At 62.0% G+C, this 16,188-nt stretch carries 15 protein-coding genes; 10 read left to right on the forward strand and 5 right to left on the reverse strand.

The window, feature by feature from the left end; all coding sequences use genetic code 11:
• Positions 1–66 precede the first annotated feature (66 nt).
• From GTP46_RS21400 to GTP46_RS21410, 3 genes are read left to right on the forward strand one after another with little or no spacing between them, the layout of a single operon-like run.
• A complete protein-coding gene (locus GTP46_RS21400; protein ID WP_161008648.1) occupies positions 67–438 on the forward strand; it encodes a response regulator in 372 nt (123 codons plus the stop codon).
• Positions 439–440: 2 nt separating this feature from the next.
• The gene (locus GTP46_RS21405; RefSeq protein ID WP_161008649.1) at positions 441–1,067 is read left to right on the forward strand and encodes a chemotaxis protein CheC; all 627 of its coding nucleotides are present in this window, start codon (positions 441–443) and stop codon (positions 1,065–1,067) included.
• 7 nt (positions 1,068–1,074) lie between these two features.
• Complete coding sequence (locus tag GTP46_RS21410; RefSeq protein WP_161008650.1) at positions 1,075–2,007, forward strand: sensor domain-containing diguanylate cyclase; 933 nt, start codon at positions 1,075–1,077, stop codon at positions 2,005–2,007.
• A 1-nt stretch (position 2,008) separates the two neighbouring features.
• Here GTP46_RS21410 and GTP46_RS21415 read toward each other — a convergent pair whose 3' ends face one another.
• Positions 2,009–2,851 (reverse strand): helix-turn-helix domain-containing protein, encoded by an 843-nt coding sequence (locus GTP46_RS21415; protein WP_161008651.1) that lies wholly within the window; start codon positions 2,849–2,851, stop codon positions 2,009–2,011.
• Between the two features lie 100 nt (positions 2,852–2,951).
• On the opposite strand from GTP46_RS21415, the gene GTP46_RS21420 reads away from it, so the two are divergent.
• Both GTP46_RS21420 and GTP46_RS21425 read left to right on the forward strand, forming a co-directional pair.
• A complete protein-coding gene (locus GTP46_RS21420; protein WP_229259046.1) occupies positions 2,952–4,358 on the forward strand; it encodes a cytochrome P450 in 1,407 nt (468 codons plus the stop codon).
• 68 nt (positions 4,359–4,426) lie between these two features.
• Complete coding sequence (locus tag GTP46_RS21425) at positions 4,427–4,738, forward strand: hypothetical protein (RefSeq protein ID WP_161008653.1); 312 nt, start codon at positions 4,427–4,429, stop codon at positions 4,736–4,738.
• On the opposite strand, the gene GTP46_RS21430 is transcribed toward GTP46_RS21425, so the two are convergent.
• Positions 4,717–5,457 (reverse strand): NAD(P)H-dependent oxidoreductase, encoded by a 741-nt coding sequence (locus tag GTP46_RS21430; RefSeq protein WP_161008654.1) that lies wholly within the window; start codon positions 5,455–5,457, stop codon positions 4,717–4,719. The genes GTP46_RS21425 and GTP46_RS21430 overlap by 22 nt on opposite strands.
• A gap of 78 nt (positions 5,458–5,535) precedes the next feature.
• Here GTP46_RS21430 and GTP46_RS21435 point away from each other — a divergent pair, with 78 nt between their 5' ends.
• Complete coding sequence (locus GTP46_RS21435) at positions 5,536–6,429, forward strand: LysR family transcriptional regulator (RefSeq protein WP_161008655.1); 894 nt, start codon at positions 5,536–5,538, stop codon at positions 6,427–6,429.
• A 13-nt stretch (positions 6,430–6,442) separates the two neighbouring features.
• Positions 6,443–6,838 (forward strand): GFA family protein, encoded by a 396-nt coding sequence (locus GTP46_RS21440; RefSeq protein WP_161008656.1) that lies wholly within the window; start codon positions 6,443–6,445, stop codon positions 6,836–6,838.
• Positions 6,839–6,868: 30 nt separating this feature from the next.
• Here GTP46_RS21440 and eda read toward each other — a convergent pair whose 3' ends face one another.
• A complete protein-coding gene (eda, locus tag GTP46_RS21445; RefSeq protein WP_161008657.1) occupies positions 6,869–7,495 on the reverse strand; it encodes a bifunctional 4-hydroxy-2-oxoglutarate aldolase/2-dehydro-3-deoxy-phosphogluconate aldolase in 627 nt (208 codons plus the stop codon).
• 1 nt (position 7,496) lies between these two features.
• Positions 7,497–9,422 carry a phosphogluconate dehydratase gene (gene edd / locus GTP46_RS21450; protein WP_161008658.1) on the reverse strand — a complete coding sequence of 642 codons (1,926 nt, stop codon included), beginning with the start codon at positions 9,420–9,422 and terminating at the stop codon, positions 7,497–7,499.
• 192 nt (positions 9,423–9,614) lie between these two features.
• Here edd and pgi point away from each other — a divergent pair, with 192 nt between their 5' ends.
• The 3 genes from pgi to GTP46_RS21465 all read left to right on the forward strand — a co-directional run bounded on the left by pgi (position 9,615) and on the right by GTP46_RS21465 (position 14,352).
• Entirely contained in the window at positions 9,615–11,267 is a 1,653-nt protein-coding gene (gene pgi, locus GTP46_RS21455) for a glucose-6-phosphate isomerase (RefSeq protein ID WP_161008659.1), read from the forward strand.
• A complete protein-coding gene (locus GTP46_RS21460) occupies positions 11,264–12,154 on the forward strand; it encodes an SMP-30/gluconolactonase/LRE family protein (RefSeq protein ID WP_161008660.1) in 891 nt (296 codons plus the stop codon). The genes pgi and GTP46_RS21460 overlap by 4 nt, the downstream gene beginning before the upstream one ends.
• A 128-nt stretch (positions 12,155–12,282) precedes the next feature.
• Positions 12,283–14,352: a DUF7024 domain-containing protein gene (locus GTP46_RS21465; RefSeq protein WP_161008661.1), complete on the forward strand. Its 2,070-nt coding sequence runs from the start codon at positions 12,283–12,285 to the stop codon at positions 14,350–14,352.
• A 9-nt stretch (positions 14,353–14,361) separates the two neighbouring features.
• Here GTP46_RS21465 and GTP46_RS21470 read toward each other — a convergent pair whose 3' ends face one another.
• Complete coding sequence (locus tag GTP46_RS21470) at positions 14,362–15,849, reverse strand: methyl-accepting chemotaxis protein (protein WP_229259047.1); 1,488 nt, start codon at positions 15,847–15,849, stop codon at positions 14,362–14,364.
• Between the last annotated feature and the right edge of the window lie 339 nt (positions 15,850–16,188).

The raw sequence follows: 16,188 nt of genomic DNA on the forward strand, positions 1-16,188 counted from the left end.
GCCAAGCGGGCCGGATATGCGAGAATGAAGACACAGTAGTCCCAAAACGATCGCCGGGGATAAGACATGACAACCACTAAAACAGTCTTGATTGTCGATGACAGCCGCGTTTCACGCATGATGGCGCGACAATACATCGCCGGCCTGCGCGCCGACTGGATCGTCGAGGAAGCCGGCACCGGCGAGGAATCGCTGGTCAAAGCGCGCCACGTGGCGCCGGACCTGATCCTGATGGATGTCAACATGCCCGGCATGGGCGGCATCGCCGCTGCCGAGCAGCTGCGCCAGGAATTCCCTACCGTGCCGATTTCGCTGCTGACCGCGAACGTGCAAACCGCCACCCGCGAACGCGCTACCGCCATGGGCATCGGCTTCGTCGAGAAGCCGATCACTGAGGCGCGCATCGCGCAACTGGTGGCGACGCTGGAAGCGGCGTAATCATGTTCAACCTCTCCGAACTGGAAAATGATGCGCTGATCGAGATTTTCAATATCGGCGTGGGCCAGGCGGCGGCGTCGATGAGCGCCATCGTCAATGAAGCGGTGCGCATGTCGGTGCCCTCGATCAGCTTCATTCCGCGGACCGAGGCGGCGCGCCTGCTGGGGAAGACGGACGGCGTGCCGGAACGCATCTGCGGCGTCTCGCAGCATTTCGGCGGCGCCTTCGAGACCGAAGCCATCCTCATGTTCCCGGAAGATAAAAGCCTGGAGATCGTGCGCCTGATGGTGGGCGAATCGGTGCCGCTGAAAGAGCTGACCGAGATGGAGCAGGAAGCCATGTGCGAGATCGGCAACATCATGCTCAATTCCTGCGTCGGCACGCTGGCGAATATTTTCCAGCGCGAGCTGCAAGGTTCGCTGCCGCAGTACCACGTCGGCACCAGCGATGAAATCCTGACCGCCACTGGCAGCGCCGCCGGCAGCGTGGTGCTGATGCTGCACATCGACTTCCTGCTGGAGAAGCACCAGATCCACGGCTATGTCGCCTTCGTGCTGGATATCTCGGCGCTGCACGATTTGAAGGAACAAATTAACCTCTACATCGCCCGCGCGATGGGGCAAGCCTGAGGAGCCCATGACCTCCCTGCGTCTTCCCCTGCTGGAGAGCGTGTTCTGCGCGGTGAGCCTGGGCGCCATCGTGCTTGATGGCGAACGCCGCATCGTGCTGTGGAATACGTGGATGGTGCGGCATTCGGGGCTGGAGCATGAGCAGGTGCTGGGGCGCGATTTCTTCGAGGTCTGTCCGGGCCTGCGCGGCGGGCGGGTGGACGCGGCGATTCAGCATGCGCTGTACAACAACTTCCCTTCCCTGCTGTCGCAGACGCTGAACAAGGCGCCGTTTGAATTATTCATGCGCGGGGAGCGCGTTCAGCAAGCGGTGGAGATAACGCCGATTGCGGTGGAAGGCGCGCCGCGCCATTGCCTGATCCAGGTCAGCGACGTGAGTATCGCCGTGGGCCGCGAGAAGCTGCTGCGCGAGCAGGCCATGGTGCTGCGCTCGCAGACCTTCTCCGACGGCCTGACCGGCATCGCCAACCGCCGCCACTTCGACGTGGCGATGGAGAAGGAGCACCGCCGCGCCAAACGCAGCGGCACGCCGTTGACGCTGCTGATGATCGACATCGACCACTTCAAGGCCTACAACGATCATTACGGCCACCAGAAAGGCGACCAATGCCTGATCCAGGTAGCCGCCGCGCTGGCGGGCATGCTGAAGCGCCCCTGTGATCTGATGGCGCGCTACGGCGGCGAAGAATTTGCGATGATCCTGCCGGAGACCGACATCGACCAAGCCATGCTGATGGCGGATGCGATCCGCGCGCGGGCGCAGGAGCTGGCGATACCGCATGAGCGCAGCAGCGATGCGTCGCAGCTGATCACGGTCAGCATCGGCATCGCCACGCAGAAGGCGGATGCGGTGGTGGAGATTGATGCGCTGATCGGTTCCGCCGACCGCGCACTGTACCAGGCCAAACGCAGCGGCCGCAATCGCATCGCCACTGCCTGAATCAATTCCAGATACGGTAAATCCAGTAGCGCTCATCGGTGGAGGCCAGCACGCGCGCCAGCTCGCCCGGCGTGTGGCCGGTGATTTCGCGCGCTTCACGGCACAGGTGCGCCTGGTCTGCGTAGCCGCCGCGTGCAGCGATGTCAGACCATACCGCCTTGCCGTTCATGAACTCCTCGCGCGCTTCAAAGAACGACAACTCGGCACGCTGCAAGCGCAGTAACTTGCGCAGCGGCTGCCCTGCCCTGGCCTTGATCCGGCGCTCGATATTGCGCACACCGCGTCCCAAAGCTGTATCGGCGGCTTGCGCTGCCATGTGGCGTACCCAATCGCCTGCCACCGCACTGGCACTCACACCACCGGGGCGGGCCGCTTGCCAGCGTGGTTCGAGGAAGGCTTCGACCAGCTGCACGCCGTCATCCGGCGTGGCCAGCAGCGCATCCGACAGCGCTTGCCACTCCGGCCCCAGCGCCTGCTCCACCGGTGCCCAGCGGTCCACCCACTGCGATACGTCGAGGCCAAACATGGCATGCAGCACCTGTGGGTAGAACATCACCATCAACACCCGCACAGGTCCGGGATTGTAGGTGACGATGGGCCGCGTTTGCGGGCCGCAGAACACCACGCGGATGCGGTCCATGGGTGCGTTGGGCGGCTCCACCACTTCGGCCTCGCCCTCGATGTAATAAGTAATCGAGCAATGCGGCGTGGCCGGAAAATGGTTGTAGCGGTCCTGCGCATCGGCCAGCGGCGTTTCCACCGTGCTGCGCTCGATGTAGGCGCGCACGCAGGACGCCAGCGTCTTGCGCGGGAAGATCAGGCGGGAGGTCGGCTCGGTGTTCATGTCAAATAGTTTATACCATGTCGGAATCGTTCAATACGCGGTTCGCTGGCGAGCGCACACTAAGGCATCGTCAATAGAGGAAGCAGATATGCAAACCGCAATGACCGCTGAACTTCGCCATATGAACGACCTGCCCGGCCCGCGTCCGTGGCCGCTGGCCGGCAATCTGCCGCAGATGCGGCCATTGCGCATCCATCAGGATGTGGAGGCATGGAGCAAACAATACGGGCCGCTGTTCACGATCCGCTTTGGCCGCACGCCGATCATGGTGATCTCCGATCATGAGCTGGTAAGCACAGTGCTGCGCGACCGGCCGGATGGCTTCCGTCGTCCAGCCATCACCGCCATCATCTCGAACGAAATGGGTGGCCGGCCCGGCGTATTCCTGGCCGAAGGTGCGGCGTGGCGCGACCAGCGGCGCATGGTGATGGCGGCGCTGGCGCCGCATGCGGTGAAGGCGTATTTTCCGTCGCTGGTGTCAGTGGCGCAGCGCCTGCAGAAGCGCTGGCAGCAGGCCGCGTGCGACGGCAGCGTGATCGACCTCGCTGAAGATTTGAAACGCTACAGCGTCGACATTATCGCCGGACTGGCGTTCGGCACCGAGGTCAATACCATCGACGGCGGCGAGGATGTGATCCAGCGCCATATGGATGTGGTGCTGCCGGCGGTAGCGCGCCGTTCGATCGCGCTGGTTCCGTATTGGCGTTACATCAAGCTGCCGCAGGACCGCCATCTGGACACCAGCCTGGCGGCATTGAACAAGTCTGTCGATGAACTAATCGCCGCCGCCCGTGCACGGCTGGCAGCGGAACCTGCGCGGCGCGAACGTCCGGCCAACCTGCTGGAAGCGATGATCTGCGCGGCCGATGAAGGCGGTAGCGGCGTCGATGATGCGGTGGTGGCGGGCAACGTCACCACCATGCTGCTGGCGGGCGAAGACACCACCAGCAATACGCTGGCGTGGATGCTCTACCTCCTGCAGCAAAATCCCGCCGCGATGCAGAAGGCACGGGAAGAAGTGCAGCGTGTGGCGCCGAATCCGCGCGCCTTCACCATTGAGCAGATGGATGGATTGGATTATCTGGACGCCTGCGCGCAGGAAGCCATGCGCCTCAAGCCGGTGGCGCCCTTCCTCCCGCTGGAAGCCTTGCGTGATACCGTAGTCAGCGACGTGCAAGTACCGAAAGGCGGCTTGATATGGTGCGTGATGCGCAATGACAGCGTATCGGATGCACACGTTCCCAACGCAGCCGACTTCAAGCCGGAGCGCTGGCTGCAGCAAGGCGAGCAAGCCATCAGCAAGCACGTCTCCATGCCCTTCGGCGCGGGCGTGCGCACCTGCCCCGGGCGCTACCTCGCGCTTCTCGAAATCAAACTGGCCAGCGCCATGCTGCTCTCCAGCTTCACCATCCACTCGATCGACACCGCAACCGGCGCCGCGCCCGAAGAACTCATGGGCTTCACCATGTCCCCGATCGGCCTGCAAATGCGATTGCGACACTACTGATTTGCAAGGATATTTCGCCTGCGCTTCGGGCGTGCTACGCTCATCCTGTGTTTCTACGGAGGAGCGCAATGCGATTTAAATTTGAAACCATGCGGCAAGGGCGGTGCTTCGCGGAGAGCGAACACGATGACGATAATATTCGCGTCGAAATCTGGTACGACCAGAATACCAACCCTAAAAAAGTCGAGTACCTGCTACATATCACCGACGAACCGCCGCCCAAGCAAATCACCGAGGCCGGCGCCTTGCAGGATGCCACGCGCATCGCCATCAATCACTTCCACGCTACCAAAACCAAGGATGGCGACGAGTTTGAAATGCACTGCAGCCGCATCACCGCCCGCTGGCGCGGCACGCTTTACAACAAGCTCGGTGGCTGATGCAGATGCGCCTTGAAGCCCTCCACGCCGGGCGCGATTTCTGATTTCAGGGTCATGACCGGGATGTCGTAATCGCCGTGGTTCTGGCGGCGGAACGGGATCGGCGGCGTGGTTGCCAGCGTATCCAGCCGCTGTCCGAGTTCTTCGCAGATCGCCGCGTAGCGCGCATCGTCCATGTGCCCGGTGCGGTAGACCATGAAGGGAGGCAGCACCTCCATGCCGGGGTAGTACAGGATACCGTGATGGATCGGGAACAGCAACTCATCCACTGCGCCGTTGATGCCACGTGGGCTGTAGTGCGATTCCCAGCCGCCCGCCGTCACCATCAACATGGCGCGCTTTCCGGTCAGCGTGCCTTCGCCATAACGGTCTCCCCAGCGCACATCGGAATGCTCACCGACGCCATAGCCGAATCCCAGCGTGTACACGCGCTCTACCCAGCCTTTCATGATAGCCGGCATGGAGAACCACCAAAGCGGGAATTGAAAAATCACTGTGTCAGCCCACAGCAATTTTTCCTGCTCTCGCAGGATGTCGGCGCGGTGATTTTCGAGTTTGGGGATTTCGCTGGCGGCCAGCTTGGCGTTCCACTCCATCGCATATAAGTCCGAGACCTGCACCGCATGGCCTGCAGTCTGCAAACGCTGGATGGCGTAGTGCTTCAATGCGGCGTTCAGCGAGTTGGGATCGGGGTGGGCATAGACAATCAATACATTCATAAGTGGCTCCTGAAAAACCTCAGCATAGACAGGCATCAGGTATAGTTGAAATGAATTCCCAATATCCCAGCTATAGACATGAATAATCTCAGGCAACTAGACCTCAACCTGCTCGTGACACTGGACGTGCTACTGGCCGAGCATAACGTCACGCGTGCAGCAGAGCGATTGCATTTCTCGCAGCCCTCCATAAGCGTGCACTTGGCCAAGCTGCGCGATATTTTCAGCGATCCGTTGCTGCTGCCCGGACCGCGCGGCATGCGCCCCACCGCGCGCGCCGAAGAACTGCGCGAGCCATTGCGACTAGCGCTGGAAGCATTGGGGCGCGCAGTGTCGGCAGCCGCGCCTTTCGATCCGGCGCAGGCCGAGCAAACCTGGCGCGTTGCAGCTACCGACTATGCGGAATCGACCATCCTGCTGCCGGCAATGGCAGGCCTGCGTGCCGCCGCACCGGGCACGCGACTGGCCGTACTGGAGCTAACGCCACCGCACATCACGCGGCAAGCGGAGCAAGGCCTGATCGACCTGGCCTTTCACACCAGCGAGGATGCACCGCAAGGCATGCGGCGACGGCTACTGTTCAAGGAGCACTACGTCCTCGCAGGCCGCGCCGGCCATCCACGCCTGAAGCGCAAGCCGACACTCAAACAATTCTGCGAACTGGAACACGTGATCGTTTCGCCGGACGGTGGAGGCTTCAGCGGCATCACCGACGCCATGCTGACGCAGGCAGGCATGACGCGGCGCGTGGTACTGTCAGTGCCGCACTTCCTGTTCGTGATCTCGGCGCTGGCCAGTACCGACTTGGTGGCGATGCTGCCGGAACGGCTGGTGCACGGCAACCCGGCACTACGCGTGGTGCAGCCGCCGGTAGACATTCCCGGCTACGAAATGGCCATGCTCTGGCACGAACGCCTGCATCGCGATCCAGCGCATCAATGGCTGCGCGAGCACATCGGCGCCAACATTTAAAAGGAGATACAGCATGAGAACCGCATCCTGCTCTTGCGGCCAACTGCAAATAGAAGTGAACGGCGAACCACGCGGCGTTGGCGTCTGCCACTGCTTCGCGTGCCAGCAACGCACCGGCAGCGTCTTCGCCGCCTTGGCAAGTTTTAACGTACCCTATAAAGTGAGCGGCACAGCGACGGAATACCTACGCACCGGCGACCAGGGCGCACAGTTCCTGTTCCGCTTCTGTCCTATCTGCGGCACCAGCTTGTACCACACCGAAATCGGCTACGACGACAAAGTCAGCATCGCAGTAGGCGCCTTCGCCGACCCAAGCTTCCCAGCGCCCACTGCCTCCATCTACGACGTCCGCCGCCACACGTGGGTCCAACTCCCGCACGGTACCAAGACTTTCAGCAAAGACCCATAAAAAACGACGCCGTAGCGTCGTTTCGTTGGTTTAGATCCGCAGGCCGCTGGCGGCTTTGGCCAGGTCGGTGATGCGTGCCCAGTCGCCGGCGGCGATGGCGTCTTTTGGCGTCAGCCACGAGCCGCCTACGCAGGCGACGTTTTTCAGTGCCAGGAACTGCGACGCGGTCTCTTGCGAGATGCCGCCGGTCGGGCAGAAGGTGATGTCCGGCAGTGGGCCGTTGATCGCGTTCAGCATGCCGATGCCGCCGGCAGGAACGGCCGGGAACAGTTTCAGCTGCTTGAAGCCTTGCTCGCGCGCGGCCATGATTTCCGATGGCGTCATCACGCCCGGCAGCAGCGGCAGGCCGCTGCTCTTGGCGGCGGCGATCAGCGCTGGCGTCAGGCCCGGCGATACACCGAACACCGCCCCCGCATCACGTGCTGCGGCAAATTCTTCCGGCTGCGTCAGCGTACCCACGCCGACGATGGCGCCTTCCACTGCGGCCATGGCCTTGATCGCGCCCAGGCCGTGCTTGGTGCGCAGGGTCACTTCCAGCACGCGGATGCCACCAGCCACCAGCGCCTTCGCCAGCGGAACTGCATGTTCAGGTTCGTCAATCGCGATCACAGGGATCACGGCCGAAGTACGCATAATATCGAGCAGAGACAGGGTCATATCAGGCTTCTTTCTTGGTCGAGAAATCTTCGTCGGAACCCGGCACGGTATTACCGACCGGATCTTTGTCATGCAGGCCTACCGTGGTGGCGATCGGCGACGGCAGCGGGAAGGTGGTTGCACCCTTTTCTGCTTCGCACACGGCGTTGCGGAACATGGAGAACAGTTCACGGCCCATGCCCACGTGGTTCACCGACATATCGGCATGCGCCATCGAGCGTGCGTGCCATGCCGCCGAATCCACCAGCGCTTCCAGCGTGCCAGTTTCGGCGCAGACTTTGATGATGTCGCCATCGCGCACCAGGCCCAGTGGACCGCCAGCCAGAATCTCAGGCGACACGTGGATCGCAGCCGGTACCTTGCCCGATGCGCCCGACATACGGCCGTCGGTGACCAGTGCCACTTTGCGGCCAGCGTCTTGCAGATTGGCCAGCGCAGGGGTCAACGCGTGCAGTTCCGGCATGCCGTTGGCGCGCGGGCCCTGGAAGCGCAGCACGGCCACGAAGTCGCGGTCCAGCTGACCGGTTTTGTACGCATCCATGAAATCTTCCTGCGAATTGAATACCAGCGCTGGCGCTTCAACGGTACGGTGCTGTGGCTTCACTGCCGACACCTTCATCACAGCACGGCCCAGGTTACCCTGCACCAGCACCATGCCGCCGTCCGGCGAGAATGGATTACCGTGCTTGCGCAGCACATTTTCGTCGCCCGATTCAACTGGCGAATCCTTGAACACTACACCTTTGTCACCCTCGCCCAGGAACGGCTCAGCGCAGTGCTTGCGCAGGCCTTTGCCCAGGATGGTGGTGACGTCGTCGTGCAGCAGGCCTGCATCCAGCAGTTCACGGATCACAAAACCGGTGCTGCCGGCGGCGTGGAAGTGGTTCACATCCGCTTCGCCGTTCGGGTAGATGCGGCACAGCAGCGGCACTACTTTCGACAGCTCGTCAAAGTCGTTCCAGTCGATCACAATACCGGCTGCCTTGGCGATGGCCGGCAGGTGCAGCGTGTGATTGGTCGAACCGCCGGTGGCCAGCAGCGCGACAATGGCGTTGACGATGGACTTCTCGTCGACCACATGGCCGACCGGGATGTATTCATTGCCTTGGTCGGTGATGACGGCGGCACGCTGGGCGGCAGCCTTGGTCAGTTCATCGCGCAGCGGCGTGTTCGGGGTGATGAAGGCGGCGCCTGGCAAGTGCAGGCCCATGACTTCCATCAGCATCTGGTTGGAGTTGGCGGTGCCGTAGAAGGTACAGGTGCCGGCGCCGTGGTAGGACTTCGACTCGCCTTCCAGCAGCTCGGCGCGACCGGCTTTGCCTTGTGCGTACAGCTGGCGGATCTTGGCTTTTTCGGAATTCGACAGGCCGGTGGTCATCGGGCCGGCCGGCACGAACACCGCAGGCAGGTGGCCGAAGTGCAGCGCGCCGATCAACAGGCCAGGAACGATCTTGTCGCACACGCCCAGGTACACGGCGGAGTCGAACATATTGTGCGACAGCGCCACGGCAGCCGACATGGCGATGGCGTCGCGCGAGAACAGCGACAGTTCCATGCCAGGCTGGCCCTGGGTCACGCCATCACACATGGCAGGCGTGCCGCCGGCGTATTGCGCCACCGCGCCCACTTCGCGCACGGCTTGTTTAATCAATTCTGGATAACGCTCAAACGGCTGGTGCGCCGACAGCATGTCGTTGTAGGCCGAGACAATCGCCACCGACGGCTTCTTCACTTCCTTCAGCACCAGCTTGTCGTTGGCCGGGAAGGCAGCGAAACCGTGCGCCAGGTTGGTACACGCCAGCGCGCCGCGTTGCGGGCCGCCTTTGATACGGGCCGCTTCAAGATGGGCCAAGTACGCGCCGCGCGATGGTTTGCTGCGCTGAATGATGCGATTGGTGACTTTTTCCAGGACTGGATGCAACGCCATGATCGTTCCTTATGAATGGATTGCGTGAAATTTTACTACAAAATTGCAAATCTCACTGTCTTTTCTTAGGCCGATATGCGCCCTGCAGCATCGCTACGAGGCAGGAATATTCAGGGTAGCACCACCAAATCGTAGTGAATTTACCTGATTTTCCTGTATCATTCGGCCATCCCCTCCTTACCTGCCACCATTATGCGCCAGCCTGCACTGACCACTATCGCGAGCTTCAAAGCCCTTGAATCCCACGCCGCCGAGGCCAAAAACTGGCAACTGCGCCAGCTGTTTGCCACCGACGCCGAGCGCTTCCCGAAACTGACGGTCGATGCCGCCGGCCTGTTCCTCGATTATTCCAAGAACCGCCTGGACGCCACCACCGTCGGCCTGCTGCTGGACTTGGCCCGTGAGCGCGGCGTTGAGCGCCAGCGCGATGCCATGCTGAGCGGCGAGAAAATCAATCTTACCGAACAACGCGCAGTGCTGCATACCGCGCTGCGTATGCCGCGCGGCAAAGCATTGGTGGTCGACGGCCAGGATGTCAACGCCGACGTGCATGCAGTGCTGGACCACGTTAAAGAATTCACCGACCGCGTACGCAGTGGCGCTTGGCTGGGCTACAGCGGCAAGCCGATTACCGACATCGTCAACGTCGGTATCGGCGGTTCGGACCTGGGCCCGAAGATGGCCGTGCTGGCACTGCGTTCGTACGCGCATCCGCGCCTGAAGATGCACTTCGTCTCCAACGTCGATGGCCATGACATGGACGCCGCGCTGGCGCAGGTCAATCCTGAAACCACGCTGTTCATCATCGCGTCGAAAACCTTCACCACCGCCGAGACCATGCTGAACGCGAACACCGCGCGCACCTGGTTCCTCAACAACGGCGGCGCGCAAGACAACTTGGCCAAGCACTTCGTGGCCGTGTCGACCAACGCCAAATCGGTGGCGGAATTCGGCATCGATACCGCCAATATGTTCCCGTTCTGGGACTGGGTGGGCGGCCGTTACTCGGTGTGGTCGGCGATTGGTTTGTCGGTGGCGCTGGCGGTGGGCTTCGGCTACTTCAGCGACTTCCTGGCCGGCGCGCACGCGATGGATGAACACTTCCGCGAGGCGCCGCTGGAACAGAACATGCCGGTGCTGCTGGCGATGGTCGGTTTCTGGAACCGCCAGTTCCTGAACGCCAGTTCGCTGTCGATCGCGCCGTACCATCAAGACCTGAACCGCTTCCCGGCCTACCTGCAACAGCTGGATATGGAATCGAACGGCAAGCGCATCACCCGCAGTGGCGCGGAAGTCGATACGCCAACCTGCCCTGTCGTGTGGGGCGAGTGCGGCACCAACGCGCAACACGCTTACTTCCAGCTGCTGCACCAAGGCACCGATGTGACGCCGATGGACTTCATCGCCGCCTTGCGCGCGACCCACGACCTGGCAGGCCATCACGATGCACTGCTGGCCAACTGCTTCGCGCAGTCGGAAGCCTTCATGACCGGTAAAACCGCCGATGAAGTGCGCGCCGACCTGGCAGGCTCGAACCTGAGCGCCGACGAAATCGAAGCGCTGGTGCCGCATAAAACCTTCCCTGGCAACCGTCCATCGAACACCATCCTGATGGACCAGCTGACGCCTGCCGCACTGGGCGCGCTGATCGCGCTGTACGAGCACAAGACCTTCGTGCAAGGCGTGATCTGGGACGTAAACAGCTTCGACCAGTGGGGCGTGGAACTGGGCAAGGTACTGGCCAAGAACATCCAGTCAGAACTGACCGGCGAAGTCAAACCGGAACGTCACGACAGCTCGACCAATGGCCTGATCTTCATGGCGAAAGCGGCGCAACACATATGAATATCCAAGTAGCTTATGACGCGGTGATGCAGACCGGCGAATGCCCGCTGTGGCACCCGCAGGAACAGGTGCTGTACTGGGTGGATATTCCGGCCTTCACCGTGCACCGGCTGGATCCTGCCAGCGGCGCGCATCGTTCGTGGAAGCTGGATAGCGAGCCGGCCACGCTGGGCATCAGTGACAAGGGCGGCTTGATCGTCGCCATGCGCAGCGGCTTTGCGCATCTGGACACCAGCAGCGTGGATGTGAAGCTGACCACGATTGTGGATGCGCCTTACGATCAGTCGATTACGCGCTTTAACGACGGCCATGTGGACCCTGCGGGCCGCTTCTGGGTCGGCACCATCTACGAACCGCGCGACAAGCCGGCAGCGGAGATGTACGTGCTGGAACAGGGCAAGCTGCGCAAGGCATGGTCGGGCGGCATGACGAATTCAAACGGCTCGGGTTTCAGCCCGGACCAGAAGTCCATGTACCACGCAGACACCGCCGCACATCGCGTGACCAAGCTGGATTACGACGTCGCTACTGGCGCGGTCGATAACCAGCGCTTGCTGCACCAGTTCTCGATGGACAAGGAGAACAACTACGGCGGCCGTCCTGACGGCGCGGCCGTGGACAGCGAAGGCAACTACTGGGTGGCGATGTTTGAAGGCGCGCGGATTGCGAAGCTGTCGCCGGAAGGTGTGCTGCTGGGCGAGATCAAGCTGCCGGTGCGCTGCCCGACCATGCCGGCATTCGGCGGTCCAGATTTAAAGACGCTATACGTCACCAGCGCCGGCGCACGTCCGGCGCCGGAACTGGAGCAGTATCCACTGAGCGGTAAGCTGCTGGCAATTGAAATGGATGTCGCCGGCCGCGTGGAACCAACTTACCGCAGCGCCTGAGCATCCCTGTATTGGAATGTTTGAGCAATAGTTAATCGGGAAGATTGCTTAATAAGCATTTTCATATTAGCATTGTTTCAAACAATTCAATACGTAGGGAAATAATGCGCACCCCCTTGGAACGGCCCGTGATGGGACGACGCGTCACTGTCCTGCTCACGCTGGCGGTGGCGCTGCTGGTACTGGCGGTCTTCTTCCGCCAGCAAATCCACAGCCACTTCGGTTATCTGTCGGGCGACCGCTACGACGGCGTAATTCAGGTCGCCTTGCTGGAGCACTGGTTCAATGTGTTCCGCGGCTGGTCGCACTGGAGCAGCCCCAACTACTTCTATCCTTATCCCAACACGCTCGGTTACAATGAAGGCCTGTTCCTGAACGGCGTACTGTACTCGTTCTTCCGCGCCCTGTCGTTCGACGCTTTCCTCGCCAATGAACTGGTGAACATGGTGATCAAGAGCGTGGGCTTCTTCGGCTTCCTGGCGGCGGCGCGCCGCATGCTCAAGCTGCCGTTCGAGTGGGCGCTACTGGGCGCTGCCATATTCACACTCAGCAACAACAGCTTCATGCAGCTGTCGCACGCGCAGCTGCTGTCGGTGTCGCTGGCGCCGCTTGAAGCGCTGTTGATCTACAACGCGGCGCAGGCCCTGCTAGCGTTGCAGAGCCGCCGCCTATTCGTGTCCGGCAGCCTTGCGGCGCTGCTGTTTGCGGGCTGGATGATGAGCTGCCTGTACACCGCCTGGTTCTTCGCAGTGTTTGCGCTGATCGCCGTGCTGTTCCAGCTGCTGCTGCGCGGCCTGCCGGGCCTGAAGCAGCTTGGACAAGCCGTTGCTGACAACAAGGTCGCGCTGCTCGGCATTGCTGCCGTGGCGGCGCTGTCGCTACTGCCTTTCATCAGCGTTTATCTGGGTAGCGGCAAGCAGCGGCCGTGGAGCGAAATCCTGTTCTACGTCCCCAGCCTGTTCGACAGCTTCAACGTCGGCACCGGCAATGCGGTGTTCGGCGACATGATCGCCTCGCTGCACGCAGGCTGCGAGATGTGTGATCTTGGCAGTGGCGAGCGCGAAGCCGGCATCGCGCCGGTGCTGCTACTGCTAGCCGGTATGTGCATCCTCGATATCTTCAAGCGCCAGCTACCACTGCCGGAAGAGGTGAAAACCATCATGGTCGGCATCGCCGCCGCTAGCTTGGTGCTGTGGCTGCTGTCGATCCGCTTCGACCAGGATACCGGCTGGGCATGGCTCTACCAGTACCTGCCGGGCGGCAGCGGGCTGCGCGTGGTGTCGCGCATCTTCCTGCTGCTGACACTGCCGGCAACGGCGCTGGCAGTGTGGTACTTGTCGCGCTCCTCGTGGTCGCCGCTGGTGCTGCTGGCAGTGAGCGCGCTGCTGTTGGCGGAAGAAGTCAACCACAGTCCGATCACCACGCTGGACCGCCACCTGCTGCTCGACCGCGTCAGCGGCATGCCACCCGCACCGGCCGAATGCCGCGCCTTCTTCACCACCGCCTCGCCGGATACGGTGGATGGCGACACCTCGTTCCCGGTCGGCGCGATGTATCCGCACAATGTGGACGCCATGCTGATCGCCGAACTGGTCCACCTGCCCACCATCAACGGATTCGCCAGCTTCAATCCGAAGGACTGGAATTTCGCCTCGCCCGCCGCGCCGGACTACCTGCTGCGGGTGCAAGCCTACGCCAAGGCCCACCAGTTGCAGGGCCTATGCCAGCTGGACCTGGTGGACAAGCGCTGGCACACCAAACCGGTGTACCTCGCCTCGAAAACGCGCCTCGGTTACTGGGATCTGGCCAGCAAGCAGATACCGGCCGAGCGCCTGCGCGGCTTCGGTCCGGCCGAAACGTTTGGCCGCTGGACCGAAGGTCGCGAGGCCAGCTTCCAATATGCGCTGCCGGAGCACGCCAAACGCGACACGCTATCACTGAAGATTAATCTGATCACCGCGATGGTCAATGACCAGCACAGCCAGCGCGTGCTGGTGTCGGTCGACGGTGGCGAGAAGCATGAATTCGTATTCAAGAGCAATGCCCGCGCCAGCATCGCGCTGACAGTGCCGGCACCGACCGGAACACAGGGCGAGATTCACATGGAGCTGCCCGATGCCGTGTCGCCGCGCGAACTGGGCATCAACGCCGACCCGCGCCAACTGGCAATCGGCGTCAAATCGATCGAGATCGAGTAAGCGCGGCGCTTATGCTGCCGCCAGTCGCAGCGCCGCACGGGAAGCCTGTGCGCGTTGCGATAGGCCCGATTCCGCTTGCCCCGCATCCAGCTTGAAGGCCGACACCAGCGTGGTCAGATGCTGCGCTTCCTGCGCCAGCGCATCTGCCGCCGCCGCATCCTCCTGCACCAGCGCCGCGTTTTGCTGCGTGTTCTCGTCAAACTCCACGATCGCGCTGTTGATGCGCTCTATGCCCTCGTTCTGCTCCTGATTGGCGTTGCTCATCTCGCCCATGATGGCCGTCACACGCTGCACGCTATCCACCACTTCCAGGATGGTGGACCCCGCCTCATCCACCAAACGGCTGCCGGTTTCCACCGTCTGCACGGTATTGCCGATCAACTCCTTGATCTCCTTGGCCGCCGCCGCCGAACGATGCGCCAGACTACGCACCTCGGACGCCACCACCGCAAAGCCCCTGCCCTGCTCACCCGCACGCGCCGCTTCCACCGCCGCATTCAAGGCCAGGATATTGGTCTGGAACGCGATCCCGTCGATCACGCTGATGATGTCCACAATCTGGCGCGACGAGGCGTTGATCTCGCCCATCGTATCCACCACCTGTCGCACCGCCTCGCCGCCTTTAACCGCGATCTGCGATGCACTCTGCACCAGCTCATTGGCCTGGCGCGCGCTCTCGTTGTTCTGGCGCACCGTCTGCGCAAGGCGCGACATCGACGATGCGGTCTGCTCAATGCTGCTGGCCTGGCGCTCGGTGCGGCGCGACAGCTCCGCATTGCCATGGGCAATCTCACCGGACGCACCGGCTATCGTATGCGCACCATCGCGCACGCCGGCGATGGTGTCGCGCATGGTAACCAGCATCTCCACCAGCGAACGCGCCAGGCGGCTGCGCGGCTTGGCTTCGGTGGCTGACAAGTCGATGCGTCCCTCAATCGACGCCAACGCCGACACAATGCTCTCCAGCTCCGCCGCCTGGCACGCCGCGCGCCGCAAAATCGTCGCGAGGAAGATCAGCACTGCCGATTCCACCACCACATACGCGGCGTGAATAAACACGGTCGACAGCGCCGGACGGGTGAAGCACATCACGCCATAGCCCCACTCCTGCAGATAGTGGAAGCTCAGGTGGTGCACCGCCGCCACGCCGGCCGCCACCACGATTGGCTTCCAGTCGCGGTAGGCCAGCAAGAATGCCAGATACACAAAAATCCCGAAATGCAGCTCGGTCAGGCCGGCGCCCTGATGAATGTTCAAACCGGCAAATACCATCACACTGGCCGCCACCACGCAACGTGTCAGCACCGAGCCCGGTGCGCTAAAGTGCAGCAAGGTCGGTAGACCAGCAGCCGGCAGGCCGACCAGCAGCGCCACCATCCAGGTGTCGTGAATGCCGGCCAGCGCCAGCGAGAACAGTTGCAGCGCCCACAGGACGCACAGCATCATCTTGTCCGCCTGGACCGCAATCGCCTGCAAGGGATCGTGTTTATTTGTCATGAAATACTCCGGGCTGGCCAAGCAAACGCGCATGGATAACACGCGACGACAAGCCAGCTTATAATTTGGTCGTGGTGAGTATCGGCGGGGAGAGGGCCGGATGCCTGTTGATGCCGCAGAGGGGCGGCGCATGCGCTACGTGATCTGGCGGAGACCGCGCATTGTGGCGCGGAACGGCGAGCAGGATCGCATGCAGGAATGCCGCCATTATAGCGTATTTTTCCAAGCGGAAATTAATCTCGCAACCGTGCGCCAGACCGCAACAGCAACGGCTCCCTCATAGGAGAATGTAGTAAATTTTCTTGCCAAGCACCTGAATAAGTAGTAAATTTACAGTAG

Source organism: Duganella flavida (assembly GCF_009857445.1).
In the GTDB taxonomy this organism is placed as follows: domain Bacteria; phylum Pseudomonadota; class Gammaproteobacteria; order Burkholderiales; family Burkholderiaceae_D; genus Rugamonas; species Rugamonas flavida.